At 71.8% G+C, this 24,098-nt stretch carries 28 protein-coding genes (1 of these 28 cut by a window edge); 11 read left to right on the top strand and 17 right to left on the bottom strand.

Going from position 1 to position 24,098, the window contains the following annotated elements; translation table 11 throughout:
• A protein-coding gene (gene nth, locus ACX9MN_RS30070; RefSeq protein ID WP_489726205.1) for an endonuclease III crosses the window boundary here: on the top strand, nt 1-97 show its end. The gene continues 803 nt to the left of window position 1, outside the view; the window shows 97 of its 900 coding nt (coding positions 804-900); its start codon lies beyond the left edge, outside the window; its stop codon occupies nt 95-97.
• Between the two features lie 241 nt (nt 98-338).
• Nucleotides 339-1,133: a phosphoribosylaminoimidazolesuccinocarboxamide synthase gene (gene purC, locus ACX9MN_RS30065; RefSeq protein WP_010684691.1), complete on the top strand. Its 795-nt coding sequence runs from the start codon at nt 339-341 to the stop codon at nt 1,131-1,133.
• 6 nt (nt 1,134-1,139) lie between these two features.
• Here purC and ACX9MN_RS30060 read toward each other — a convergent pair whose 3' ends face one another.
• Genes ACX9MN_RS30060 through ACX9MN_RS30045 form a run of 4 tightly spaced genes read right to left on the bottom strand, consistent with a single transcriptional unit; the run spans nt 1,140 to nt 6,040 of the window.
• Nucleotides 1,140-2,774, bottom strand: coding sequence for a glycosyltransferase (locus ACX9MN_RS30060; protein ID WP_489726204.1), 1,635 nt, complete (start codon nt 2,772-2,774; stop codon nt 1,140-1,142).
• A complete protein-coding gene (locus ACX9MN_RS30055) occupies nt 2,771-4,894 on the bottom strand; it encodes a glycosyltransferase family 2 protein (RefSeq protein WP_489726203.1) in 2,124 nt (707 codons plus the stop codon). Before ACX9MN_RS30055 ends, ACX9MN_RS30060 begins: the two co-directional genes overlap by 4 nt.
• On the bottom strand, nt 4,806-5,483 hold the full coding sequence (locus tag ACX9MN_RS30050; protein ID WP_489726202.1) for a hypothetical protein: 678 nt from the start codon (nt 5,481-5,483) through the stop codon (nt 4,806-4,808). Before ACX9MN_RS30050 ends, ACX9MN_RS30055 begins: the two co-directional genes overlap by 89 nt.
• 23 nt (nt 5,484-5,506) lie before the next feature.
• Nucleotides 5,507-6,040 carry an invasion associated locus B family protein gene (locus ACX9MN_RS30045; protein WP_012320430.1) on the bottom strand — a complete coding sequence of 178 codons (534 nt, stop codon included), beginning with the start codon at nt 6,038-6,040 and terminating at the stop codon, nt 5,507-5,509.
• Between the two features lie 186 nt (nt 6,041-6,226).
• Here ACX9MN_RS30045 and ACX9MN_RS30040 point away from each other — a divergent pair, with 186 nt between their 5' ends.
• Nucleotides 6,227-6,601: a hypothetical protein gene (locus ACX9MN_RS30040; RefSeq protein WP_020092489.1), complete on the top strand. Its 375-nt coding sequence runs from the start codon at nt 6,227-6,229 to the stop codon at nt 6,599-6,601.
• 29 nt (nt 6,602-6,630) lie between these two features.
• Here the strand turns inward: ACX9MN_RS30040 and ACX9MN_RS30035 are convergent, their stop codons facing one another.
• The 3 genes from ACX9MN_RS30035 to ACX9MN_RS30025 all read right to left on the bottom strand — a co-directional run bounded on the left by ACX9MN_RS30035 (nt 6,631) and on the right by ACX9MN_RS30025 (nt 8,355).
• A complete protein-coding gene (locus ACX9MN_RS30035) occupies nt 6,631-7,365 on the bottom strand; it encodes a M48 family metallopeptidase (RefSeq protein WP_042669677.1) in 735 nt (244 codons plus the stop codon).
• Nucleotides 7,366-7,431: 66 nt separating this feature from the next.
• The gene (locus ACX9MN_RS30030; RefSeq protein WP_020092491.1) at nt 7,432-7,995 is read right to left on the bottom strand and encodes an A24 family peptidase; all 564 of its coding nucleotides are present in this window, start codon (nt 7,993-7,995) and stop codon (nt 7,432-7,434) included.
• 195 nt (nt 7,996-8,190) lie between these two features.
• Nucleotides 8,191-8,355: a Flp family type IVb pilin gene (locus ACX9MN_RS30025; protein ID WP_012320434.1), complete on the bottom strand. Its 165-nt coding sequence runs from the start codon at nt 8,353-8,355 to the stop codon at nt 8,191-8,193.
• A 298-nt stretch (nt 8,356-8,653) separates the two neighbouring features.
• Between ACX9MN_RS30025 and ACX9MN_RS30020 the strand changes: the two genes are divergently transcribed.
• Both ACX9MN_RS30020 and ACX9MN_RS30015 read left to right on the top strand, forming a co-directional pair.
• Nucleotides 8,654-9,148 carry a pilus assembly protein N-terminal domain-containing protein gene (locus tag ACX9MN_RS30020; protein WP_489726201.1) on the top strand — a complete coding sequence of 165 codons (495 nt, stop codon included), beginning with the start codon at nt 8,654-8,656 and terminating at the stop codon, nt 9,146-9,148.
• 113 nt (nt 9,149-9,261) lie between these two features.
• Complete coding sequence (locus ACX9MN_RS30015) at nt 9,262-9,909, top strand: RraA family protein (RefSeq protein WP_020092493.1); 648 nt, start codon at nt 9,262-9,264, stop codon at nt 9,907-9,909.
• On the opposite strand, the gene ACX9MN_RS30010 is transcribed toward ACX9MN_RS30015, so the two are convergent.
• On the bottom strand, nt 9,885-10,799 hold the full coding sequence (locus ACX9MN_RS30010) for a LysR family transcriptional regulator (protein WP_489726200.1): 915 nt from the start codon (nt 10,797-10,799) through the stop codon (nt 9,885-9,887). The genes ACX9MN_RS30015 and ACX9MN_RS30010 overlap by 25 nt on opposite strands.
• A gap of 119 nt (nt 10,800-10,918) precedes the next feature.
• Here ACX9MN_RS30010 and ACX9MN_RS30005 point away from each other — a divergent pair, with 119 nt between their 5' ends.
• Nucleotides 10,919-12,082: a mandelate racemase/muconate lactonizing enzyme family protein gene (locus ACX9MN_RS30005; RefSeq protein ID WP_091926260.1), complete on the top strand. Its 1,164-nt coding sequence runs from the start codon at nt 10,919-10,921 to the stop codon at nt 12,080-12,082.
• A gap of 53 nt (nt 12,083-12,135) precedes the next feature.
• Nucleotides 12,136-12,810 (top strand): metallophosphoesterase family protein, encoded by a 675-nt coding sequence (locus ACX9MN_RS30000; RefSeq protein ID WP_489726199.1) that lies wholly within the window; start codon nt 12,136-12,138, stop codon nt 12,808-12,810.
• A gap of 132 nt (nt 12,811-12,942) precedes the next feature.
• Here the strand turns inward: ACX9MN_RS30000 and ACX9MN_RS29995 are convergent, their stop codons facing one another.
• The 8 genes from ACX9MN_RS29995 to hemA all read right to left on the bottom strand — a co-directional run bounded on the left by ACX9MN_RS29995 (nt 12,943) and on the right by hemA (nt 19,795).
• On the bottom strand, nt 12,943-13,326 hold the full coding sequence (locus tag ACX9MN_RS29995) for a DUF423 domain-containing protein (protein ID WP_489726198.1): 384 nt from the start codon (nt 13,324-13,326) through the stop codon (nt 12,943-12,945).
• Nucleotides 13,323-13,976, bottom strand: coding sequence for a ribosome biogenesis GTP-binding protein YihA/YsxC (gene yihA, locus ACX9MN_RS29990; protein ID WP_056526930.1), 654 nt, complete (start codon nt 13,974-13,976; stop codon nt 13,323-13,325). Before yihA ends, ACX9MN_RS29995 begins: the two co-directional genes overlap by 4 nt.
• A 13-nt stretch (nt 13,977-13,989) precedes the next feature.
• The gene (gene yidC / locus ACX9MN_RS29985) at nt 13,990-15,840 is read right to left on the bottom strand and encodes a membrane protein insertase YidC (RefSeq protein ID WP_020092499.1); all 1,851 of its coding nucleotides are present in this window, start codon (nt 15,838-15,840) and stop codon (nt 13,990-13,992) included.
• On the bottom strand, nt 15,830-16,450 hold the full coding sequence (rnpA, locus tag ACX9MN_RS29980) for a ribonuclease P protein component (protein WP_132367234.1): 621 nt from the start codon (nt 16,448-16,450) through the stop codon (nt 15,830-15,832). Before rnpA ends, yidC begins: the two co-directional genes overlap by 11 nt.
• A gap of 79 nt (nt 16,451-16,529) precedes the next feature.
• Nucleotides 16,530-16,664: a 50S ribosomal protein L34 gene (rpmH, locus tag ACX9MN_RS29975; RefSeq protein ID WP_007558110.1), complete on the bottom strand. Its 135-nt coding sequence runs from the start codon at nt 16,662-16,664 to the stop codon at nt 16,530-16,532.
• 168 nt (nt 16,665-16,832) lie between these two features.
• Nucleotides 16,833-17,378, bottom strand: coding sequence for an adenine phosphoribosyltransferase (locus ACX9MN_RS29970; protein ID WP_012320444.1), 546 nt, complete (start codon nt 17,376-17,378; stop codon nt 16,833-16,835).
• A gap of 70 nt (nt 17,379-17,448) precedes the next feature.
• Complete coding sequence (locus ACX9MN_RS29965; protein ID WP_026604817.1) at nt 17,449-18,246, bottom strand: inositol monophosphatase family protein; 798 nt, start codon at nt 18,244-18,246, stop codon at nt 17,449-17,451.
• Between the two features lie 280 nt (nt 18,247-18,526).
• Nucleotides 18,527-19,795, bottom strand: coding sequence for a 5-aminolevulinate synthase (gene hemA / locus ACX9MN_RS29960; protein WP_026604818.1), 1,269 nt, complete (start codon nt 19,793-19,795; stop codon nt 18,527-18,529).
• Between the two features lie 347 nt (nt 19,796-20,142).
• On the opposite strand from hemA, the gene ACX9MN_RS29955 reads away from it, so the two are divergent.
• Both ACX9MN_RS29955 and murA read left to right on the top strand, forming a co-directional pair.
• Nucleotides 20,143-20,322, top strand: coding sequence for a hypothetical protein (locus tag ACX9MN_RS29955; protein WP_081636463.1), 180 nt, complete (start codon nt 20,143-20,145; stop codon nt 20,320-20,322).
• An 86-nt stretch (nt 20,323-20,408) separates the two neighbouring features.
• Nucleotides 20,409-21,698, top strand: a complete 1,290-nt coding sequence (gene murA / locus ACX9MN_RS29950; protein WP_020092503.1) for a UDP-N-acetylglucosamine 1-carboxyvinyltransferase — start codon at nt 20,409-20,411, stop codon at nt 21,696-21,698.
• 48 nt (nt 21,699-21,746) lie between these two features.
• Here murA and ACX9MN_RS29945 read toward each other — a convergent pair whose 3' ends face one another.
• Nucleotides 21,747-22,142: a hypothetical protein gene (locus tag ACX9MN_RS29945; protein ID WP_489726197.1), complete on the bottom strand. Its 396-nt coding sequence runs from the start codon at nt 22,140-22,142 to the stop codon at nt 21,747-21,749.
• 188 nt (nt 22,143-22,330) lie between these two features.
• On the opposite strand from ACX9MN_RS29945, the gene ACX9MN_RS29940 reads away from it, so the two are divergent.
• Nucleotides 22,331-22,777: a DUF2948 family protein gene (locus ACX9MN_RS29940; RefSeq protein ID WP_020092505.1), complete on the top strand. Its 447-nt coding sequence runs from the start codon at nt 22,331-22,333 to the stop codon at nt 22,775-22,777.
• A gap of 21 nt (nt 22,778-22,798) precedes the next feature.
• Nucleotides 22,799-24,094, top strand: coding sequence for a histidinol dehydrogenase (gene hisD, locus ACX9MN_RS29935; RefSeq protein ID WP_091981844.1), 1,296 nt, complete (start codon nt 22,799-22,801; stop codon nt 24,092-24,094).
• Nucleotides 24,095-24,098: the final 4 nt, after the last annotated feature.

Here is a 24,098-nt window from a genome sequence, read left to right as displayed (position 1 = left end):
TCTCCACGGACGCTACACCTGCAAGGCGCGCAAGCCCGAATGCCCGCGCTGCCTCATCGCCGACCTCTGCCGCTACCCGTCCAAGACGATCGATTGACGACCGCACGACGACCGCGAGACGCGCGCGCGACGGGTCGCGGAGGTCGTCCCGGGCACGTCCCGACCGGCCTCCGCAATCCCGCCCTGCGGGCTAACGCGTTGTGCTGGAAGCCCGCTTCCGCTAGTTTGGCGGCCGGTCGCCGGGGCCCTCGGGCAGAGGCCGTCCGGCGGCCCGACCTCGCGTCCGGTCGCCGCGCCGCGGATTCCTCCCCATCGTCGCGCATCAGGAGCCTCGGCCCATGGACTTCCTCAAACCACGGTACACGCCTATGAATCGCCGCCGTCGCATCTACGAGGGCAAGGCGAAGGTCCTCTACGAGGGGCCGGAGCCCGGCACGCTCATCCAGCACTTCAAGGACGACGCGACGGCCTTCAACGCGAAGAAGCACGAGGTCATCGACGGCAAGGGTGTGCTGAACAACCGGATCTCGGAGTTCGTCTTCCAGCACCTCAACGACATCGGCGTGCCGACGCACTTCATCCGCCGGTTGAACATGCGCGAGCAGCTGATCCGCGAAGTCGAGATCATCCCCCTCGAGGTCGTGGTGCGCAACGTCGCGGCCGGGTCGCTGGCGACGCGCCTCGGCCTGGAGGAAGGCACGCAGCTGCCGCGCTCGATCATCGAGTTCTACTACAAGAACGACGCGCTGAACGATCCGATGGTCTCCGAGGAGCACATCACCGCCTTCGGCTGGGCGACGCCCCAGGAGATCGACGACATCATGGCGCTGGCGATCCGCGTCAACGATTTCCTGTCGGGTCTCTTCCTCGGCGTCGGCATCCGGCTGGTCGATTTCAAGATGGAGACCGGCCGCCTCTGGGAAGGCGACATGATGCGCATCGTCGTCGCCGACGAGATCTCCCCGGATTCCTGCCGGCTCTGGGACATCAAGTCCTCCGACAAGCTCGACAAGGACCGGTTCCGCAAGGATCTCGGCGGCCTGATCGAGGCCTATACCGAGGTCGCCAAGCGGCTCGGCATCATGTCGGAGAACGAGAAGGTCCAGGGCGGCGGCCCGCGCCTCGTGCAGTAGGCCCGGTCAGGCGCCCGGCCGGCGCAGGGGCGCCGGCCGGGCCTCGGGAAACCCCGCGCGCAGCCGCGCGTGGGTCGAGAGTTCCGGGTCGAAGCCCGGGTGATAATGGGGGTCCTGCACCAGCAGCGACCCCCATCGCGTTCTCAGCGCCGCGATCTCGCGCGCGTGGCGGGCCCAGGCCTCTCGGGTCCAGCGGCGGCTCGCCGCCTCGCGGTGATGGAGGACCGCCCCGGGGACCAGGAGCGTGCGGTAGCCGGCCGCGTTCAGGCGCAGGCAGAGATCGACGTCGTTGAAGTCGACCGCGAAGACCGCCTCGTCGAAGCCGCCGACCGCGCGGAACTTCGCCGCCTCGACGGCCAGGCACGCGGCGGTCACCGCCGACACCGTGTGGGTGACGCGCAAGGCCCCGAGGTAGCCGGGGGCGTCGCCGGGAAAGTGCCGGTGCCCGTGGGTGACGAGGCCGCCGGTGCCGAGCACGATGCCGCCGTGCTGGATCCGGCCCTCGCCGTCGAGGAGCTTGGCGCCGACCGCCCCCACGTCGGGACGGAGGGCCTCCCGGGCCATGCGGGACAGCCAGTCGGGCCGGAAGGCCTCGACGTCGTTGTTGACGAAGACCAGCAGCCTGCCGCGGGCGCGGGCCGCGGCGGCGTTGTTCATCGCGGCGAAGTTGAACGGTCCGGGCCAGGGCACGACGTGCCCCCTCCCCTCCCCCTCCAGCGCCCGCAGGTAGGCCAGCGTCTCGGGCTCGCGACTGTCGTTGTCGCAGACGATGATCTCGGTCGACGGCCAGTCGGTGCAGCCTCGCAGGCTCTCGAGGCAGGGGCGCAGGAGATCCAGGCGGTCGCGGGTCGGCACGATGAGGCTGGCCAGCGGCCGCTCGTCCGGCAGGGGATGCTCGACCTGCACGAGACCGTCGGGCCCGACGGCCACGCCAACGCCCTCCCGCCCTGTCCGGTCGAGGTGATCGCGCACCAGCGCGTGGTGGGGGACGCGCCCGGTTTCGCCGCCCCGTGTCGCGGTCGAGGCGCCGCGCCGGACCGACAGGATCTCCGGCAGGTGGCCGATGGCGCCGGGACCGAAGCGCTCGGCGATGCGGAACGCGGCCTCGGCGGGACTGCCGGGATCGTCGCCGGGCTCGAGGGCGCCGCGTCGGCAGGCCAGCACGGGTCCGAGATAATCGAGGGCCGCGAGCCGGTCGGCGTCGAAGACCGGCGGCAGAAGCGGCAGCACCGCGCCGCCGGGTCTCTCCTGCACCAAGGCGTCGCCGTACAGCGCCTGCAGGTCGGGCTCGCGCGCGAACGCGGCGGCGATCCGGCCGGGCGCACCGGCGACGAGGACCCCGTCGCCGATCAGGCGGATCGCGTCTCCCGGACCGGTCGGCGCGGGGGGGAAGCGGTCGAGGATCCCGGGCGGCAGGGCGAGCCGATGGTCGATCCCGATCAGGGCGGCGAGCGCCTGCCGGGCGCGCAGGCGCTTACCCGTCACGCGCGCGCGCAGGATCGCGGCCGCCGCCCGGGGATGCGCGAGGAGCTGGCGCGTCGCGCCCACCAGCGCGCGCCAGGAGCGGCGCGACGGTCCGAGATAGGTCGCGACATCGTGGCCCGACGCGCCGTCCGATGCGCCGTCCGACCGCGGCGTCATTCCAGATCCTCGCCGAACGTCGTGACCGACAGGGCGGGGTGGTAGAACGGATCGTGCCGGATCACGGCCCGCCAGCGCTCGGAGAAGCGGGCGGCCTCCTGCTCGAAGCGCGCGCGCTTGGCCCCGACGGACGGACCGCGGCTGACGGATTCGAGATGGGCCAGTGTCGCGGCCGGCGTCCAGACCGTCTTCCAGCCGGCGGCGCCGAGGCGGAGGCAGAAATCGACGTCGTTGAAGTCGACCGGGAATGCCTCGGCGTCGAAGCCGCCCACCGCCAGATACTTCTCCCGCGCGACGGCGAGGCAGGCGGCCGTCACCGCCGAGACCTCGTGCGCCACCCGCAGCTGGCCGAGATGGCCCGGCGTGTCACCGGGCCGGCGGCGCAGGATGTGGCCGGCGCGGCCGCCGAGGCCGACGACGACGCCGGCATGCTGCAGCGTGCCGTCGCCGTAGAGAAGCTTCGCCCCGACGGCGCCGACCTCCGGCCGGCACGCCTGCCGGACCATGGCCTCGAGCCAGCTCGGCTCCAGCACGGCGACGTCGTTGTTCAGCAGGACGACGATCGTCCCGGACGCCGCGGCGACGCCGGCGTTGACCATCGCGGCGAAGTTGAAGGGCTGCGGGTCCATGAGGATCCGGACGCGCGGATCGCCGCGCAGGGTCGCGTAGTGGTCGAGCACCGCTGGATCGGTGGAGCCGTTGTCGACGATGATCAGCTCGATCGCCGCGTAGGCTGTCTCGTGGAGCACCCCGCGGCAGATGCGGGTGATCAGGTCGAGGCGGTCGCGCGACGGGATGACGACGCTCACCAGCGGCACCGGATCCGGCAGGGGCCACGCGAGGCGAACGGCACCGTCGTGGATCCCGGCGCGGAACAGCGGCTGTCCGGACCGGTGCGCGTCCAGGGCCGCGGCCCGGGCCGACGGGTCGAGACCGTCTCCGGCGCTGCGGGCGAGGATCCGCGGGACATGCGCCACCCGCGCGGCGGTGGTCATCGCCGCGATCGCGATGGCCGGCGCGAGCGCGGCCATCGGGCCGACCGGGCGCGCCATGGCCGCGGCCAGCCACGCCCGCGACAGGAGCAGGGGAAACCCGGGATAGCCGGTCGCCAGGGCGAGGTCCGGGCTCCAGTCCGGCTTCAATTGCGGGCGACCGTCGGGGCCGACCGCGTCGCCGTAGGCGATGTCCGCTCCCGACAGGGCCTGGGCCAGCAGCGCCAGGGCCTCCGGCTCCGGGACGTCGCCGGGGCGCAGCAGGCACAGGGCTTCCGCCTTGCCGGAAAGTTCGTCGAAGCCGGAAGCCGCATCCCAGGTTCGATGCGACAGCGGCCCGTCGACCGATGCGGGCGGCGTCCCCGCCCACGCGACCTGGATCGAGTCGGGGCGGTGCGTCTGCGCGTTCAGCGCGTCGCGCGTGGCCGACAGCGCCGCCGCGTCCTCGGCTCGCGCGAGAACGACGCAGCGGATCCGCAGGGCGGAGGGCGCGACGCGGGCGGGCCGGGTCCGGGCGGCGGCCCAGGCCGGGAACCGGGCCATCGGGGTCACCGCGCAGGCGCCGCGCAGGATGTCGCGGTAGCGCCGTTCCGAGCCGCGGGCGCGCTCGTAGAGGGCGGAGACGCAGCGCCAGGGCCTGCGCAGGAGGCACTGCGCGAGCACCTCGACCTCGCGCCGGGCGCCGACCCGCTCCAGGGCGAAGTCCGCACCGGCAGAGAGACGGATCTCCCGGGTATCGGAGGGGATCAGCCCGAGCCAGTGGGCGAGCCCCTGCGCGGCTCCCGGCAGGAGGAAGTCTTGGACCGTCTCGTCAGGCCCTCGCAGGACGCGGAGGATCGGGCGCCGGGGCGCATTCGTCGGATCGCCGGCATAGCTCAGCACGATCCAGCCGGCGGGATGGTCCGGGAGCACGAGGCGGCGATCGAAGACGGGATCGTCCGTGGATTCCAGCCGGAACTGGGTCTTCCGGCCGAGCCAGAGCCTGTCGCGGCCGGTCCGGGCAATCAGCGGGGTCGGATCGCCGAGGCGCGCCGCGGCGTCACTGGGCAGCGTCGCCTCCGCCGGGTGGCGCCGCGGCGACAGCCGGTTTGCGGCGGCGCGGTTTCGCGGCGGGCTTGCCGCCCGCACCCTTGCCGGTCCCGACACCCACCGCGATGTCGTAATCGGCCGTCATGGCGGCCGGAACCTGCAGCTCGTCGGCCACGACCGTGGCGAAGCCCTGCGCCTCTCCGGGCCCGACGATCACGCTGGCCCGCTCGGTGCGGCTCGAGACGGTCTTGCCGTCGTGGCGGATCTGGAACGTCACCGGCACATCGAACCGGCCCGGCGCGCCCGCCGGCCCGAGCAGGACGTTGATCTCGGCGCCCACCTTGACGGTGATCGAGCCGTCCTGACGCCGCGTGCATTCGCGGGCGAGACGGCCGAGGGAGAACTGGGTGCGCACCGTGTCGCCCGCGAGCGTGCGCGAGGCGGCCCCGCCCTCGGCGACCTCGACCGTCGGGCAATAGGCCGGGTCGAGGGCTTCGGGCTGCGACGGCGGGACCGTCGTGCCGCCGTACTTGAACAGGTTGGAGAAGATGTTGCCCTCCTCGGCCCGGCCCGGGGCCGGGGCGGCGAGCGACGCGGCGAGCACAAAGCCGCCGAGCCGGAGAGCGACGGTCCGGCGCCGGACCATGTCCGGGGACCGCGTGAGGCTCCTGTTCCGATGTCCGATCATCGCACGGCTCCCGAACCGCACCGTCATTTCAGGCTGTCGAACCCGGCCGCGAAGCCCTTCATCGACAGCGGGATGCCGACGCCCTCTTCGGGCGTCTGGAACACGATGAAGGTGGCCTGCGTGCCGTTCTTGAACTGGCGGATCAGCCCGTCATCCATCACGACCTCGGCCACGCACCCGGTGGTGAGGCAGCGGACGAAGCCGGCGCGGCCGATATCCGTCTGGTCGATCTTCAGGCCGAGGCCGGACGGCAGGAGAACGCCCAGCGGCGCCACCACCCGCAGCAGGTAACCGCGATTGTCGGCGGTCTTGAGGACGATGACCACGAGGGTCAGGTTGGGCCTGTCCTCGGCGGCGAGATACTGGACGAGGGCGCACTGCTCGGCCTTCGCGCCGGCCGGCGTCTCGCAGCGCAGCTGCCAATCGTCGAAGGTCTTGCGCACCATGCCCTGAGCCGCGGCCGGCCCGGCGGGCGCCAGTGCCGCCGCGACGAGGGCGAGGAGAACCGGCAGCGCGGCGCGCCGGAAACGAACGAGCCTCGCGTGAAGCGGCACCACCGATCCCTTCGGAACGCTCCGGCCGAGGACCGGCGGGAGCCGTACAATCGGGCGTGTTCCGACCATGGTCCGCCCCGCGCTGTCAAGCGATGCGGGCGCGGTGTTGCGCGTCGGCGCTACCCGTAACGGTTTCAGCGGCCTAGATTGTGTTCGAACACTCCTCCAGCGCCGGATTTTGACGCCGTGATGCGCCCGCTCACTCTCTCGGCCGCCTGCTTGGTGGCCACCCTCGCGCAGGCGGGAGCCCAGTCCCTGCCGGTCGGAGAGACCACCTACATCGAACGCTCGCTGAACCACTCGGACACGCTGGTGATCGAGCATCCGCCCGTGGCGGCGAACCCGTACGGCCGCCGCAACGGTCAGGCGGCCATCGCCGGCTACTGCAGGGACGGCGGCCTTGTCCGCCGCCGGGACGAGTTCGGCAACCCGGTGATCATCCGCCAGCGGGAGATCTGCGACAGCGTCGCGCCGCGCACCCTCAGCCCCGGGCAGGTCGATCCCCGCCCGAGCTGGCCGGCGGATGCCGTGGCGCGCCAGCGGGTGCTCCGCGTCAAGGGGTGAGGCAGGGCTGATGCGGGGCTGAGGTCGGCTCAGCCGTAGCGATGCAGGCCGGTGCCGTGGCGCTTGAGCCACGCTTCGGCAGCGTCGGTGTTCGGGCAGAGCGCCTGCACCAGCGCCCAGAAGCGCGGGGAGTGGTTCATCTCGCGCAGATGCGCCATCTCGTGGGCGACCAGATAGTCGAGCACCATCGGCGGCGCGAGGATCAGGCGCCACGAGAAGTTCAGCTCGCCGCGGGCCGTGCAGGATCCCCAGCGACTGCGGGTATCGCGCAGCGTGACCCGGACCGGCCGCTGCCCGAGCCGCGCCGCGTAGCGCTCGATCGCTTCGGTCAGGTCGCGCTTGGCCTCGCGGGCCAGGAAGTCGCGGACCCGGCGCGCCACGTGGGCGGCGTCGCACGACACCGACAGCACCGCCTCCCCCTCGACGGACTCGATGCGGACGGGACCGCTCCGGGTGCCGCGCTGGCTGATCCGGTGGGGCTCACCGCGGAGCGGCAGGCTGGCTCCGAGCTCGAAGAGCACGCGGGTCGGCACGCGCGCCAGGCGCGCGGCGATCCACTCCGCGTGGCTCGCCGCGAAGCGCTGCGCCGTGTTGATGGCGGTGCGGCTCGGCAGGGTGATCACGGCCTCGCCGGTGGCGGCCGACACGCGGAGCGTGATGCGGCGCGCGGTCGGCCGCCGACGGAGGGCGATGCGGAGGCTGGCCCCCTCGTGCTGGACCTCAAGATGATCGGGATCGGGGCGACGCAGCAGCGCGAGGGGCATGCGCGACTTCTAGCTGGGCCGGGCCCGGGGCTCCAGATCCCGCGTCTCCGAATCGCCGCGGCGGCCTCAGCTGGCCAGCGCCCGGGTCCAGACGTCGGTCTCGGGGAGGACGAGGAGCGCGGCGGCGGCCAGCGCGATCCCGTACGGGATCCCGGTCTTGGCGTCGTGCAGGTGCAGGGCGAACGGCATGCGCGCGATCCGGCCGGGCAGCGGGTGCGTCCGCGCGAACAGGATCGCCAGGGTCAGGGCGCCGCCGAACACCGAGGCCACCAGGAGGTAGTCGCCGAGGCCGTCGAAGCCGAGCCACAGGGCCGTGGCGGCCGCGAGCTTCGCGTCGCCGCCGCCGATGACGCCGAAGGCGAACAGCGTGAACGTGACGAGCAGGACGACCGCACCGGCGGCGCAGTGGAAGCCGATCTCGGTCCAGCTCATCGAGCTCGTCAGGGCCAGCAGCGCGAACCCGGCCACGAGGGCGAGGGAGATCCGGTTCGGGATCAGCATGGTGAGCAGGTCGCTGGCGGCCGCGTAGGCCATCAGGAAGGGAAACAGTATCAGGAGACCGAAACCGGCCGGGCCCAGACCCGCCAGTCCCAGGCTTGCCGTCGCTGAACCGACCATCTCGGCGCCCATCTCGTCGCATCCTGTCGCGTCACACAATACGGTCCGCCCCGGCGGACTGCCGGCCGGTCCGGACCTCGGATGTGCCGGGCGGCGAGCGCCGCCGCGAACAACGGCGATCCCGGCAGGCCGGGAACCCCCGCCTCTCTCCGGATTGCGAGGAGAGGCGGGATGTCTCGAACCTGCCGCAGATCGGACGGGTCTCGATCAGTTCAGGTTGCCGGAGATCTGGCTGAACTTGCTGGTCAGGCTGGTGCCGACCGTCTTCAGGGCAGTGATGATGGCCACGGCGATGAGGGCCGCGATCATGCCGTACTCGATCGCGGTGGCGCCGGACTCGTCCGAAGCAAAACGCGTGAACAGGGTCTTCATAGAGGGTGATCCTTCGATCAACACAGAGCGAGATAAAACTTGCGCGATGCCCGATGAAGAATTTTCAGGTCTCGATCGGCGGCCTGCACAGACTGCCGATTACGCCTTGAAAATCGGTTAAATCGATCCCGCACCGACCTAAAAGGCTGTCTCGCTGCGAGTTTGGTGAAGGTTGGGTTTCACCGATACGGCACAGTGCCGCGACTTGGTCTTGCTTAGCGCTTCCTTCACGGGTTCCGCGCTAGCCTCGGGCCTCGGGTAGGCTCTCTTCGACCGCCCGCCGTCTTGAGGAACCCCGATGCGTCGCACCCTGTCGATCGCGGGCCGCGCCGGCCTCGTCATCCTGCTGACGGGCGCCGCGGCCGCGGCCGGCCAGCCCGATCTGCTGCCCGTCGTGACCGTTCTCGTCGACAACGCCAAGGTGCTCCGCCTGCCGGAGAAGACGTCGACCGTCATCGTCGGGAACCCGATCATCGCCGAGGTGACGCCGCAGAAGAACGGCGTCCTCGTGCTCACCGGCAAGAGCTTCGGCTCCACCAACCTGATCGCCCTCGACAACGGCGGTGCCATGATCGCCGAGACGACCATCCGGGTCGAGGCGTCGCGGGACTCGACGATCACGGTGCAGCGCGGTCTCGATCGGGAATCCCTGTCGTGCACGCCGGGCTGCCAGCCGTCGGTGCAGCTCGGCGACTCGGCCAGCTACTTCGGTGCCACGAGCGGTCAGGCCGATGCCCGTCGCAAGCTCGCGACCGGCGGCGGCGCGGGCACGGTCCCGGCGGCCGATCACTGACCGGGCCGGGGTTCCATCGCGACATCGGCCGCGGCCTGGGGCAGGATCCCCCGGCCCTCGCCGATTCGCCGCGATGCCGCGGGGGCGCTGACGCCAGGGAGACGTCGAGGCCGATGTCCGCCATCACCCGCAATCCGCCGCCGCCCGCCGTCGACCCGGCCGTGCTGGCGGCCTTCCGCGATGTCTCGACGGCCACGATCAGCGACTGTCTGGCGCGGATGCCGGTCCTGGCCGGCCTGCGCCCGTTCCATCGCGGCGGGGCGCTCGTGGGAACGGCCTTCACGGTCCGCGTCCGGAGCGGCGACAACCTGGCCATCCATCAGGCTCTGGAAGAGGTCCGCCCCGGCGACGTGATCGTGGTCGACGGCGCAGGCGACACGAGCCGCGCGCTGGTGGGCGACATCATGAAGGCCATCGCGGAGAGCCGGGGCGTGGCCGGCTTCGTGATCGACGGCGCCGTGCGCGACACGGCGGCGTTCGCGGGCGCGGACTTCCCCTGCTACGCCCGCGACGCGACGCCGCGGGGGCCGTTCAAGACGGGCCCCGGCGCGATCAACGTGCCGGTCTGCGTCGGCGGCTGGACGGTGAGCCCGGGGGACGTGGTGGTCGGCGACGCCGACGGCGTCGTGTCGTTCCCGCCCGGCGACGCGGCCGCCCTGCTCGACGCCGTGCGGGCGCAGGCGGCCCGCGAGGCGGAGGTCCTGGAGCAGATCCGGGCCGGTCGCTACGACGGCCGCTACGCCCGGGTGGCGAAGGCCTGATCCGGCCGGGCGCCCTCGGGCGCCTGCAGGCGCCGCCACAGGGCATCGGCCGCGCCGCCTCGGCCCTCGCGCGTCCGGAACAGCCGGATCTCCACCGGAACGTCCAGTTCCTCCGGGCCTGCCCGCACGAGTTGTCCGCGGGCGATCACCGCCTCCGCGAGCGTCACCGGGAGCCACGCGACACCGTCGCCCCCCTGGGCCATGGTCATCAGCGTCGCCGCGAGGTGCGACGTGAAGGCCGGCTCGTGGCCGGCCGCCGCCCCGCTCGCCGCCAGGATCCGGCCGAGCCCCGAGGCCTCGCCGTAGGCGAGGTAGCGGACCGCACCGCTCAGGGGCCAGAGCGGCGCCCCTTCGGACGTCGGTGCGGAGAGCGGCACCAGGCTGTCCGCGCCGACGCGGACCGACTCGCAGCGGCCATCGTCCAGGGGCGTGGGGAGGTCCGCGCGGTGGTGGCACAGGATGAGTTGCACCTCGCCGGCCAGCAGGATCGCCTCGCAGGCCGCCATGCTGTCCGAGATCAGGTTGAGGGCGCCCAGCGTCTCGAAGGGTGCGTGCCGGCGGATCCAGCCGGGAAAGAACGTGGACGACAGCGCGTGCGTGGCCGCGATCGCGAGGCTCGCATCCGCGCGCGCGCCCGCGGCCCGCGCCTCGCGGCACGCCCGGTCCAGGCCCCGCATCAACTCCTCGGCGTGCGGGCGGAAGCCCGTTCCGGCGGCGGTCAGGTGCGCCCCTTGCGCGCTCCGCAGGAACAGGGGCGTCCCGAGCCACGCCTCGAGCGCGCGGATCCGTCGGCTGAAGGCCGGCTGCGTCACGTGCCGGACCTCGGCGGCCCGCGAGAAGGTCCGGTGCTCGGCGAGCGCGAGGAAGTCCCGCACCCAGTCCAGATCCATAGCACCTCTCCGACAGGACGGGGCCGATGCCGCCCGCGCATCGCGCGCTCCGGAAACGGCATTGGCTGACCGGGGGCCGCCGACGCTATGGCACCGGGACGCACCGGGGAGAGTGAGCCATGCGCATCGTCGACGTCCGCGAGGTCACCAAGCCGATCGCATCGCCGATCCGCAACGCCTACATCGACTTCTCGAAGATGACCACGAGCCTCGTCGCGGTGGTCACCGACGTGGTCCGCGACGGCCGGCGTGTCGTCGGCTACGGCTTCAACTCCAACGGCCGCTACGGCCAGGGCGGCCTGATCCGCGAGCGCTTCCGCGACCGGATCCTGGAGGCCGACCGGGACAGCCTCCTCGTCGATGCGGGCGACAACCTCGATCCGCACCGGGTCTGGGCCGCGATGATGCGCAACGAGAAGCCCGGCGGCCACGGCGAGCGCTCGGTGGCGGTGGGCACCCTCGACATGGCGATCTGGGACGCGGCGGCGAAGATCGCCGGGAAGCCACTGTTCCGGATGCTCGCCGAGCGGAAGGGCGTCGCCGCCGACCCGCGGGTCTTCGTCTACGCGGCCGGCGGCTACTACTATCCCGGCAAGGACGATTCCGCCCTCCGCGCCGAGATGCGCGGCTATCTCGACCGCGGCTACACCGTCGTGAAGATGAAGATCGGCGGCGCACCGCTCGAAGAGGACCGGCGCCGGATCGAGGCCGTGCTCGCCGAGATCGACGGACGGGGCCGTCTCGCGGTGGACGCCAACGGCCGCTTCGATCTCGAGACCGCCATCGCGTACGCCCGGATGCTGCGGCAGTACCCGCTGTTCTGGTACGAGGAGGCGGGCGACCCGCTCGACTACGCGCTCCAGGCGGCGCTCGCGCCCTACTATCCCGGGCCGATGGCCACCGGCGAGAACCTGTTCTCGCACCAGGACGCGCGCAATCTCCTGCGCTACGGCAACATGCGGCCCGACCGCGACTGGCTGCAGTTCGACTGCGCGCTGTCGTACGGGCTCGTGGAGTACCTGCGCACCCTCGACGTGCTGGCCGAGTTCGGCTGGTCGCCCGCCCGCTGCATCCCGCATGGCGGGCACCAGATGTCGCTCAACATCGCGGCCGGGCTGGGCCTCGGCGGCAACGAGAGCTACCCGGACCTGTTCCAGCCCTACGGCGGCTTCCCCGACGGGGTGCGGGTCGAGGACGGCCACATCACCATGCCGGACCTGCCGGGCATCGGCTTCGAGGGCAAGTCGGACCTCATCGCGGAGATGCGCGCCCTCGCGGCGTAGCGCATCGCTCAGCGCGGCCTTGCGGAGCGCGGCGCCGCGGTGGACGATGGCGCATGGATTCCGGCCCCCTCACCTACGCGATCGGCGACGTCCACGGCTGCGCCGCCCTCCTCGACGCGCTGCTGGAGCGGATCGCCGACCACGCGGATGACCGTCCCCACCGGCTGGTGTTCCTCGGGGACTACATCGACCGCGGCCCGGACAGCGCCGCGGTGCTCCGCACCGTGAGCCGCCTGAACTGGGCCGAGCCCGAGCGCGTCGTCTGCCTGATGGGCAATCACGAGCGGATGCTGCTCGACGCACTCCAGACGGAGAGCGCGGCCGCGCACTGGATGTACAACGGCGGCGAGGCGACGCTCGATTCGTTCGGCGCGCGGGATCCTGCCGGCCTGCCCCGGGACACCCTCGACTGGATCGAGGCGCTCCCGACGCTGCACGGTGACGGCGCCCACTGGTACGTGCATGCCGGCCTGCGGCCCGGCGCGGACGCCCTCGGCTCGGACGCGCACGATCGCCTCTGGATCCGCGAGCCGTTCCTCGAGGGCGACCACGATTTCGGACGGCACGTGGTCCACGGCCACACGCCGCAACGGAGCGGGCGCCCGGAGGTGCGCCGGTTCCGCACCAACCTCGACACCGCGGCCGTCTACGGCGGCGCGCTCACCGCCGGGATCTTCTCGGACGCGCAGGGGCCGGCCCTGGAGTTCCTGCAGGTCAGAGCATCATAGGGCGCGACGGCGCCGTCTTTGCGAGCGGAGCGAAGCAACCCAGGGCAGCGCCGCATCGCGCGGCCCAGCGCCGCGTGGACTGCTTCGCTCCGCTCGCGAAGACTCTGGCCGGCGGGCCGCCGGCCGGACCTGTCAGACCCCGCGTCGCGCGGGCACCAGCGCGCAGAGGATGCCGGTGAGCCAGCCGCCCATCAGGGCGAAGCCGCCGGTGGGCGCCGCCATCGGGAGGAGCGCGTGCTGGAGCCACGCGCGCACCGAGAGGTCGCCGCAGAACAGGATCAGGCCGGCGACCAGCAGCCCGGCCGCGACGCGCGCGAGACCGGCCCGGACGAGGCCCGCGGCCCCCAGACCGACCAGCGCCAGGATGGCGGGGGCGTGGAACAGCAGGAACTGCGCCGCCGTCTTCAGCGAGTCCGCCCCGGGAATGTGCGCCGCGGCGGCGCTCAGCGCGACGCCGAGCAGCCCGGACAGGGCGGCGAGCGCCGCGAGCGCGCGGTCGACACCCGCGAGTCTCACGCGCCGCGCTCCGCCAGGAGCTTGGCGATGGCCGCCCGCAGATCCGGCACGCCGGAATCGTCCCGGCTCGAGGTGAGGATCACCTGCGGGTAGGCGGCCGGCCGCTTGGCGAGCCCCGCCTCGATCCCGGCGATGCGGCTCGCGACCTCGCCCTTCTTGAGGGAATCGCCCTTCGTCAGCACGACCTGATAGCTCACCGCGGCCTTGTCGAGGCCGTCGAGGACGTCGGTGTCGATCGACTTGAAGCCGTGCCGGGCGTCGATCAGCATGAACACCCGGGCGAGGTTGGCGCGGCCCTTGAGGTAGGCGTGAATCAGCCGGGTCCACGCCTCGACCTTGGCCTTCTCGACGGCGGCGTAGCCGTAGCCGGGCATGTCGACCAGCGACAGGCGCTCGCCGATCCGGAAGAAGTTGAGCTGCTGCGTCCGCCCCGGCGTGTGCGAGGTCCGCGCCAGGGTGTTGCGCCCGGTGAGCGCGTTGATCAGGCTCGACTTGCCGACATTCGAGCGCCCCGCGAAGGCGATCTCGACGCCCTCCATGGGCGGCAGCCGGTCGAGGATCTGGGCGGCCGCGTAGAAGTCGGCCGGGCCGGCGAAGAGAAGGCGGCCGGCCTCGAGGAGGTCGGCCGCGTCATCGTTGGTCTCGCTCACGGCGTCGCGCCCGTCAGCTCTTGGTGGCGGCCGCCTTGGTGCCGCCGCGCTTGAACGTGGTGCGGAGATTGTCCCACAGCTCCACCTTCACGCCGTTACGGCGCATGATGACGTATTGCTGGATCACCGACAGGGTGTTGTTCCAGGCCCAGTAGATCACGAGGCCGGCGGGGAACGAGCCCAGCATGAAGGTGAACACGATCGGCATGAAGGTGAAGATCTGCGCCTGGACCGGGTCCGGCGGCGCGGGATTCATCTTCATCTGCACGAACATCGTGATGCCCATGATGATCGGCCAGACGCCCAGGTGCACGAAGTCGGGTGCCGGGAACGGCAGCAGGCCGAACAGGTTCACGATGCTCGTCGGATCCGGCGCCGCGAGGTCGCGGATCCAGCCGAAGAACGGCGCGTGGCGCATCTCGATGGTGATGAACAGGACCTTGTAGAGCGCGAAGAAGACCGGAATCTGGATCAGCACCGGCCAGCAGCCGGCGACCGGATTGATCTTCTCCTTCTTGTACAGCTCCATCGTGGCCTGCTGCTGCTTCATGCGGTCGTCCTTGTACCGCTCGCGGATGGCGGCCATCTCCGGCTGCACGGCCTTCATCTTGGCCATGGAGACGTAGGACCGGTTCGCGATCGGCAGGAACAGCAGCTTCAGGCAGAAGGTCACCACCAAGATCGAGACGCCGAAATTGCCGAACAGGTGGTAGAAGAAGTCCAGCGCCCGGAACATCGGCTTGGTGATGAAGAAGAACCAGCCCCAATCGATCATCAGATCGAAGTGCTTGATGCCGAGATCCTTCTCGTAGTTGTTGATGACGTTGACTTCCTTGGCGCCGGCGAACAGCCGCTGCGTCGCGGTCGCCGAGGCGCCCGCCGCGAGATTCACGGCATCGCCGCGCACGCTGGCCTGGTAGACGTTGGTGGCACCGTCGGTCCGGTCGGTGAAGGCGCCGGTATAGGGCGCGTCCTGATCGGGGATCGCGGCCGCCGCCCAGTACTTGTCGGTGATGCCGACGAAGCCGCCGGTCACGCCGCTCCAGGCCTTGCCCTTGGTGTTGGCACCGCCGTAGGCGCCCTCCTTGGCGAGCTTGTCGTAGGTGAATTCCTGCAGGCCGTCGTTGCCGAGATAGCCGATCATGCCCTCGTGCAGGACGTAGTAGCCCTGGGTGTGCGGCTTACCCCAGCGGGAGACGAGGCTGTACGGGTAGAGCGTGATGGCGCCCGAGCCCTTGTTCTCGACCTCGTCGCGGATCGTGAACATGTACTTGTCGTCGACCGCGATGATCCGCTTGAAGACGAGGCCGGCGCCGTTGTCCCAGGTCAGGGTCACGGGCATGCCGGGCGACAGCGTCTTGCCGTCGCTGGTCCAGAGGGTGTCGTTGGTCGGCAGCGGACCGGCATTGGCGCCGACCCAGCCGAACTCGGCGTAGTAGGGCGTCTCGGTCCCGGCCGGCGAGAACAGCACGATCTCGGGGCTCTTGGGGTCGATGGTCTCGTGGTAGTTCCTGAGCGAGACGTCGTCGACGCGGCCGCCCTTCAGGGCGATCGAGCCGGAGAGCGCCGGGGTCTCGATCCGGACGCGCGGCGAGCGGGCCAGCGCCGCCTCGCGGGAGACCGGGCCGCCCTGGGCGGTCGGCAGCGTGCCGGGCGCGGGGGCCGCCGGGCCACCCTCCTTCGGGGACGGCGAGGGCACGCCGTCCGGGGTCACGCCCGGGGGCTGCTGCTGCGCGGCCTTGTTCTGCGCCTCGATCTGGCGCTGCTGCTCCATGCGCGGGCCGGCCACGAAGTACTGCCACCCGAGCAGCACCAGCAGCGACAGGCCGATGGCCACGAACATGTTCGTCTTGTCATTGCCCATCAGGGACACCGCCGCACGCGTTCGGAGTGGCAACAGGAACGTCGCCGGCCCCGGAGGACCTGCGCGCGCCTGTGATTCGGGGATCTCTGTCGCACCCCTGCGACGGGCCGATGTCGGCACCGCCGGGTGGGGCCGCCTGCGCGGAGGCGCGGCCGGCTTCGTGCGGGAGAGAGGACGACTGAGAAGTGGCCGTGTCAGGGGCCGGCTTGGCGCGCCGACCGCCGGATCGGCCGGGCGACCTGTCCCCGCGGGGCGCGGCCGCGCGGGTCACCGCGGGAATCGCGCGGCGCAGATCCTCGGCGAGGGCCTCGAAGGAGGCTTCGAGGGCGGGGCGGCGGGCGATCAGCACAATGTCGGCCGGAAGGCCCGCGAGTTCGCTCGGCAGATCGGACGCGACCAACCCCACGGCAGCGCGGAGTCGGCGGCGGATGCGGTTGCGCTCCGTCGCGTGGCCGACACGCTTCGTGATGGTGAAGCCGAGACGGAGGCCGGGGCAAACGTCCGGGTTCCGAAGACGCCCCTGCGCGGTCATACGCTCGGTGTGGAAGCGACGCCCCTCGGCCGCCGCCAGGAAGTCGGGTCGTTTCTTGAGCCGCTCGATCGTCGCCATCGATGGTTCGATCCCGGCCGATACCACTTGCCTCGTGGCGCGGATGCGTCGGAGCGTCCGCGCCGGCGAGGATCAGGCCTCAGGCCGACAGGCGCTTACGGCCATGGGCGCGACGGCGCGCGATGACCTTGCGGCCGCCGGCGGTGGCCATGCGCGCACGGAAACCGTGACGGCGCTTACGGACGAGCTTGCTCGGCTGGTAGGTTCTCTTCATGGCTCAGAGCCTTCAAAGGTCGAGGCGCGCTCGCGGGCAGCTATTGCTGCACCCGACCTTCACGCGTCCTGGTTGTCTGCAAACACGAAGGGCGCCCATGCGGGGCGCCACGTCGCGAGTGGCGGGCTTATGGCGGATGAGCCCCGCGAAGTCAACGTTTCGCGGGGCTCAATGCCCCTCGAACTGCATGAGGGTGCGCACCTCGACGCCCAGGTCGCGCAGGCGCTGCGCGCCGCCGATCTCGGGCAGGTCGATGACGAAGCAGGCGGCCACGATCTCGGCGCCGATCTTCTGGAGCAGGTTCACGGCGGCGATCGCGGTGCCGCCGGTGGCGATCAGGTCGTCGACCAGCAGCACCTTGTCGCCGGGCCGTACGGCGTCGACGTGGATCTCGATCTCGTCGGTCCCGTACTCGAGGGCGTAGGCCATCGAGACGGTCTTGTGGGGCAGCTTGCCCTTCTTGCGGATCGGCACGAAGCCGCAGGAGAGCTGGTGGGCGATGGCCCCGCCGAGGATGAAGCCCCGGGCCTCGATGCCGGCCACCTGGTGGATCTGTCCGCCGGCGTAGGGATGCACCAGGGCGTCCACCGCCCGCCGGAAGGCGCGCGGGTCGCTCAGCAGCGTGGTGATGTCGCGGAAGATGATCCCCGGCTTCGGGTAATCGGGAATCGAGCGGACCGATTCCTTCAGCGCGACGTGGCGGCGGGCTTCCATGCGTTCGGCCTTCCGTGGGGAACCGCGGGCTTAAAGCAGAAGCCCGACGGCCTGACCAGTCGGTGGCGGCTCAGGCCGCCTGGACCTTCTTGAGGATGGCGACGAGGTCCCGGTGAAGCCCCTCGTTGCCGCAGGCCACCGACCGGGGCGCCAGCGGCTCGGCCGCGCCGTCCGCCGAGGTCACGAAGCCGCCCGCCTCGCGCACCAGGATCACGCCGGCAGCGAAGTCGTAGGTCTGGAGGTCGCGCTCCCAGTAGGCGTCGAGGCGGCCGCAGGCCACGTAGGCCATGTCGAGGGCCGCCGAGCCCATCCGGCGGGTCCCGCCGGCCACCGCCATCACGGCGCCGAGCTCGCGCAAGAGGCGCGGGTGGCTGCCGCGACCGAGATAGGGCGTGCCGTAGCCCACCAGCGCGTCCGCCATGTCCTGGCGGCCGGAGACGCGCAGGCGCCGGTTGTTGAGATAGGCGCCCTTGCCGCGCTCGGCGACGAACAGCTCGTCCTTGATCGGGTCGAAGATCACGCCGGCCACGATCTGGCCCTCGCGCTCGAGACCGACCGAGACCGCGAAATGCGGCACGCCGTGCAGGAAGTTCGACGTGCCGTCGAGGGGATCGATGTGCCAGGTGTGGCTCTTGTCGGTCCCCTCGATGATCCCGTTCTCCTCGAGGACGAGGCTGTAACCCGGACGCGCCTTCATGAGGGCGTCGCGCAGCACCTCCTCGGCCTTGCGGTCGGCCGCGGAGACGAAGTCGCCCGGACCTTTGCGCGAGACCTGCAGGTTCTCGACCTCGCCGTAGTCGCGGCGCAGGCCGCGCGCGGCCTTGCGCACGGCATCGACCATGACGGTCATGAGGGGTGAGGAGATCATAGGCGGACTTTTCGCGGATGAGGATTGGCGCCGTCGTTACAGGTCGGCGCCGGAAAAGACGAGATGGGGACGGGACATGGAAGCGCTGCGGGCCGCTGCCTCAGCGCGGAGCCGGCGCGGTCAGGCCGGCCTCAGCATACCGCCGCGCCCGTCTTTGCGAGCGGAGCGAAGCAATCCAGGGCAGCAGGCCGGCCGCGGATGTGGCATCCCTGGGTTGCTTCGCTCCGCTCGCAAAGACGGGCGCCCGCAACACGGCCCGGCCGGGACGGCGGCGCGGATCCTACTCCGCGGCCTCGACGAAGACAGTGCCGGCGCGGGGCAGGTCCAGGGCCTGCCAGGTCTCGCCCAGCGCCGCGGCGAGGCGCTCGATATGCGCCGCGTCGTGGAACGGCGACGGCGTGATCCGCAGCCGCTCGGTCCCGCGCGGCACCGTCGGGTAATTGATCGGCTGAATGTAGATCGCGTGGTGCTCCAGCAGATGGTCCGCCGCCGCCTTGCACAGCTCGGCATCGCCGACCATCACCGGCACGATGTGCGTCTCGGTCTCCAGGACCGGAAGCCCCGCCGCGCTCAGCGCCGCCTTCGTGGCCGCCGCCTGACGCTGGTGCGCCTCGCGCTCCGCGCTCGAGCGCTTCAGGTAGCGCACCGACGCCCGCGCCGCCGCAGCCACCGCCGGCGGCAGCGCCGTCGTGAAGATGAAGCCCGGCGCGAAGCTGCGCACCGCGTCGCAGATCGCCGCCGAGGCGGTGATGTAGCCGCCCACGCAGCCGAAGCCCTTGGCCAGCGTCCCCTCGATCACGTCGACCCGGTGCATGACGCCGTCGCGCTCGGCGATGCCGCCACCGCGCGGGCCGTAAAGGCCGACGGCGTGGACCTCGTCGAGGTAGGTCATCGCGCCGTAGCGCTCGGCCAGGTCGCAGATCGCGCCGATCGGCGCCACGTCGCCGTCCATCGAGTAGACCGACTCGAACACGATCAGCTTGGGCCGGTCGCCGGCCTGCCGCAGCAATTCCTCGAGGTGGGCGAGGTCGTTGTGGCGGAAGATCGTCTTGGCGCAGCCGGAATGGCGCACGCCCTCGATCATCGAGTTGTGGTTGAAGGCGTCCGACAGGATCAGGCAGTCGGGGATCAGCTTGGCGATGGTCGAGATGCCGGCCTGGTTCGAGACGTAGCCGGAGGTGAAGACGAGGCCGGCCTCCTTGCCATGCAGGTCGGCGAGCTCGCGCTCCAGGTCGACCAGCGGCGAGGTGTTACCGGCGATGTTGCGGGTGCCTCCGGCGCCGACGCCGCAGCGGGCGGCGGTCTCGGTCATGGCGGCGACCACCTCCTTGTGCTGGCCCATGCCGAGGTAGTCGTTGGAGCACCACACGGTGATCTCGGTGGTCTTGCCGTCCGGCTGGCGCCACTTGGCGGTCGGGAAACGCCCCGAGATCCGCTCGATGTCGGCGAACACGCGGTACCGCCGCTCCCCGTGCAGCTGATCCAGGGCCCCGCGGAAGTAGCGCTCGTAGCCGGATCCGGCGCGCGTCGATCCCGCTTGGGCGAGCATCGTGCTGGGCATCCGGGTGACGGTCATCGAGCGTCCTTCGCGTGTTCGGCCGCGCGGGCGACACCGCGTGAGCGGCGTCTCAGGCCCGCGATCGAGGTCCGGCCTCGGTCCAGTCCTTCGCGTGAGGGCCGCAAGATACGCGCGGATCTGGAACTGGTTCAAGGTAAGGTTCCGACATCGCAGCGTTGCATCCGTTGAGAGGCCCGCGTGAACCCGCTAGCGTCCGGCACGTTCTTCCGACCCGAACTTGGCTCCCGCCCCCTGCAACAGCTCATGTCTCCGACCGCAGATGGCTCGTCCGGCGTGGACCGCGCAGCCCCGACCTTGCGGCGACCAAGGGTCGCGCCGTGACGGACTCCAGGGACGAGCGGGCAGAGCGCCTCAAGGCCGCGCTGCGCCAGAACCTGCGCCGCCGCAAGGCGCAGGGCCGCGGGCGGGCCGAAGGAAGACCGTCTCCCGGCGCGGATCAGTCCTGCGCGCGGGAATCGGACGGAAACGGTCCTGATTCCGACAAATCCGGTCTATAGGGCACGGCCAAGCCTGGGCGCTGCCGCGCCCGCGATCAGCACGGCCGGCCGCGCGCCCTCGCGGGTGCGCCGCCCGAGGACACACGATGGACCGCATCCACATCACCGGCGGCGCGCCGCTCAACGGCGTGATCCCGATCTCGGGCGCCAAGAACGCGGCGCTGCCGCTGATGATCGCGAGCCTGCTCACCGGCGAGACGCTGGAGCTGATCAACGTGCCGCGGCTCGCCGACATCGCCGCGCTGACGCGGATCCTCGGCAACCACGGCGTGGACCACATGGTCGTGGGCAAGCGCCCCGGTCAGACCACCGAGACGGGCCAGACGATCCGGCTCACAGCCTCGAACGTCATCGACACCACGGCGCCCTACGAGCTGGTCTCGACCATGCGGGCGAGCTTCTGGGTGATCGCGCCGCTGCTCGCCCGGTTCGGCGAGGCCAAGGTCTCGCTGCCCGGCGGCTGCGCCATCGGCACCCGGCCGGTGGACCTGCTGATCATGGCGCTGGAGAAGCTCGGGGCCGAGATCGAGATCGACGCCGGTTACGTCGTCGCCAGGACCAAGAACGGCTTGCGCGGGGCCGAGTTCGCCTTCCCGAAGGTGACCGTGGGCGGCACGCACGTGGCGCTGATGGCCGCCGCCCTGGCCTACGGGACCACGGTGATCGAGAACGCCGCCCGCGAGCCGGAGGTGGTCGACCTCGCGGAGTGCCTGAACAAGATGGGCGCCAAGATCCGCGGCGCCGGCACGCCGCGCATCGAGATCGAGGGCGTGGCCCGCCTGAACGGCGCCCGCCACGAGGTCCTGCCCGACCGGATCGAGACCGGCACCTACGCCATGGCGGTGGCGATGGCCGGCGGCGACGTCGTGCTCAAGGATACCCGGGCCGACCTGCTCCACTCGGCCCTCGACGTCCTGACGACCACGGGCGCGGAGATCACGCAGGTCGAGGGCGGGATCCGCGTGCGCCGCAACGGCGCCGGCATCGCGGCGGTCGACGTCACCACCGACCCGTTCCCGGGCTTCCCCACGGATCTCCAGGCGCAGTTCATGGCGCTGATGACGCTGGCGAAGGGCCAGTCGCACATCCGCGAGACCATCTTCGAGAACCGGTTCATGCACGTGCAGGAGCTGGCCCGCCTCGGCGCGAAGATCCGCCTGGAGGGCGACCTCGCCATCGTCGAGGGCGTGGACCGGCTGAAGGGCGCCCCCGTGATGGCGACCGACCTGCGCGCCTCGGTGTCCCTGGTCATCGCGGGCCTCGCCGCCGAGGGCGAGACCCAGATCAACCGGGTCTACCATCTCGACCGCGGGTTCGAGGCGCTGGAGGCCAAGCTCGGCCGGTGCGGCGCGCAGATCGAGCGCGTCCGGGCCTGAGCGGCAGCGCTCGGTCCGAGCCGGCCGGCGCGCGGCGACACCTGAGGCTCAGTCCTCGATCTGCCCGCGCCTGTAGCCGAAGCCGGGGATCTCGCAGCCGCAGGGCGCGTCGGGAGGCCCCGGGCGCACCCTGCACGTGCCGCGGGCCGTCACGCAGACGCTGTCGTCCCACGGGCGCCCGAAGTCGCCGCGCCAGCGCGGGCCCCGCCTGTCGTACGCATCGTCGACTGGCGGCGGGGGCGGATGCCAGCCATACCCGTCATCCGCGGGCGGAGGCGGCGGACGCCCGCCGGGCGGCGGCGGTGCGTAGAGATCCCGATCCGGCGCCGGACGACCGTAGATGTAGGGCCGCGCGTCCGGACCGACCTGCGCGACGGCGGGTCCGGCCGCCTGCAGCCCGACGGTCAGCACCGCCACAACCGCGCGCTCGGTGAGTGCCGCCATATGAGACCCTGCCCCGGCTCGACCGCCGGCGCGTCTAAACGGCGACGCTGGCCCGAGCCTGTGCCCGGCCGGGATCGCGATCCCCAGACCAGCCGTTGCCCGAACGGGGCCGCGCCGCTACCTACGCCGTGCCGCGGACCGGCCCTCGCCGCCCGACCCGCGCCCCGTATTCCCCGAGGACCCTCTGCATGGAGCTGCTCAGGCTCGCCGCCCTCGACACCGAGGACCTGACCGTGATCTCGGCCCATCTGCAGGACGCGATCCTGCGACCGCAGGACCTGACCTTCCTCGCCGGCGAGCACCGCTTCCTCATGGCGGTGCGCCGCTTCGACTGGACGCCGAGCGCCCCGCCGCGCCGGCGCCTCGCCGGCCTGCACATCGAGCGCGTGCTGGGCGTGAAGAGCCGCGGCCTGAAGCCGGACGACGCGACGCCGATGAGCCTGCTCGCCCTCACCTTCGAGCCGACGGACGCGCCCTCCGGGCACATCGACCTCGTCTTCTCCGGCGGCGCGGCCCTGCGGCTGGAGGTCGAGTGCATCGAGGTCCGGATGAAGGATCTCGGCCCGGTCTGGGAATCGGCGAACCGTCCCGGGCACGACATCGACACCGATACGGCCGCCGGCTCGGCGGCCTGACGCGAGACAGAAGGCTTCCCGATGGTCCGGCTCGACAGCAGCGATCCGAATTTTGCCGCCGCCTTCGCGCGCCTCCTCACGGTGAAGCGCGAGATCGCCGAGGATGTGGACGAGGCGGTGCGCGGCATCATCGCCGACGTCGTCGCCCGCGGGGACGAGGCGCTGGTCGATTTCACCCGGCGGTTCGACCGGCTCGGCGCCGATTTCTCCGCCGCGCAGCTGCGGGTCACGGACGCGGAGATCGAAGCGGCCGTCGCGGCCTGCCCGTCGGACTCGCTGGAGGCCCTGCGCCTCGCCGCCGAGCGGATCGAGAGCTTCCACCGGGCGCAGCGGCCCGCGGATCACCGGGCCACCGACGCCCTCGGCGTCACGGCCGGCTGGCGCTGGACCGCGCTGGAATCGGTCGGCCTCTACGTCCCGGGCGGCACCGCGAGCTATCCCTCCTCGGTGCTGATGAACGCGCTGCCGGCGCGCGTCGCCGGGGTGCCGCGCCTCGTGATGGTGGTGCCCACCCCGGACGGCCAGATGAACCCGCTGGTCCTGGCCGCCGCGCAGCTCTCCGGCGTCCACGAGGTCTACCGGGTGGGCGGCGCCCAGGCGGTCGCGGCCCTCGCCTACGGGACCGCCACGATCGCCCCCGTGGCCAAGGTCGTCGGGCCCGGCAACGCCTGGGTGGCGGCGGCCAAGCGCCGGGTCTTCGGCCAGGTCGGGATCGACATGATCGCCGGCCCCTCCGAGGTGCTGATCCTGGCGGACGGCCACGCCAACCCCGACTGGATCGCCGCCGACCTCCTGGCCCAGGCCGAGCACGACGTGGCCGCCCAGGCGATCCTGATCACCGACAGCGCCGAACTCGCCGGCGCCGTCGAGGCGGCGGTCGAGCGCGCCCTCACCACCCTGCCCCGTCAGGAGATCGCCCGGGCGAGCTGGCGCGATTACGGCGCCGTCATCCGGGTCCGCACCTTCGACGAGGCCGTGCCCCTGGTCGACCGCCTCGCCCCCGAACACCTGGAGATCGAGACGCAGGACGCGGAGGCGCTCGCCGCCAAGGTCCGCAATGCCGGCGCGATCTTCCTGGGCTCGCACACGCCGGAGGCGATCGGCGACTATGTCGGCGGCCCCAACCACGTGCTGCCGACCGCGCGCTCCGCCCGATTCTCGTCCGGGCTGGGCGTGCTCGACTTCATGAAGCGGACGACGATCCTCGCCTGCACGCCGGAGAGCTTGCGGGCGCTCGGCCCGGCGGCGATAAACCTCGGCCGGTCCGAGGGCCTGGAGGGGCATGCCCGCTCCGTCGCGATCCGGTTGAACCTGTGAGGTT

This window comes from Methylobacterium sp. 1A, assembly GCF_058072805.1.
The sequence above is the reverse complement of the archived record's forward strand: the minus strand, read 5'-3'. Positions and strand labels throughout refer to the sequence as shown.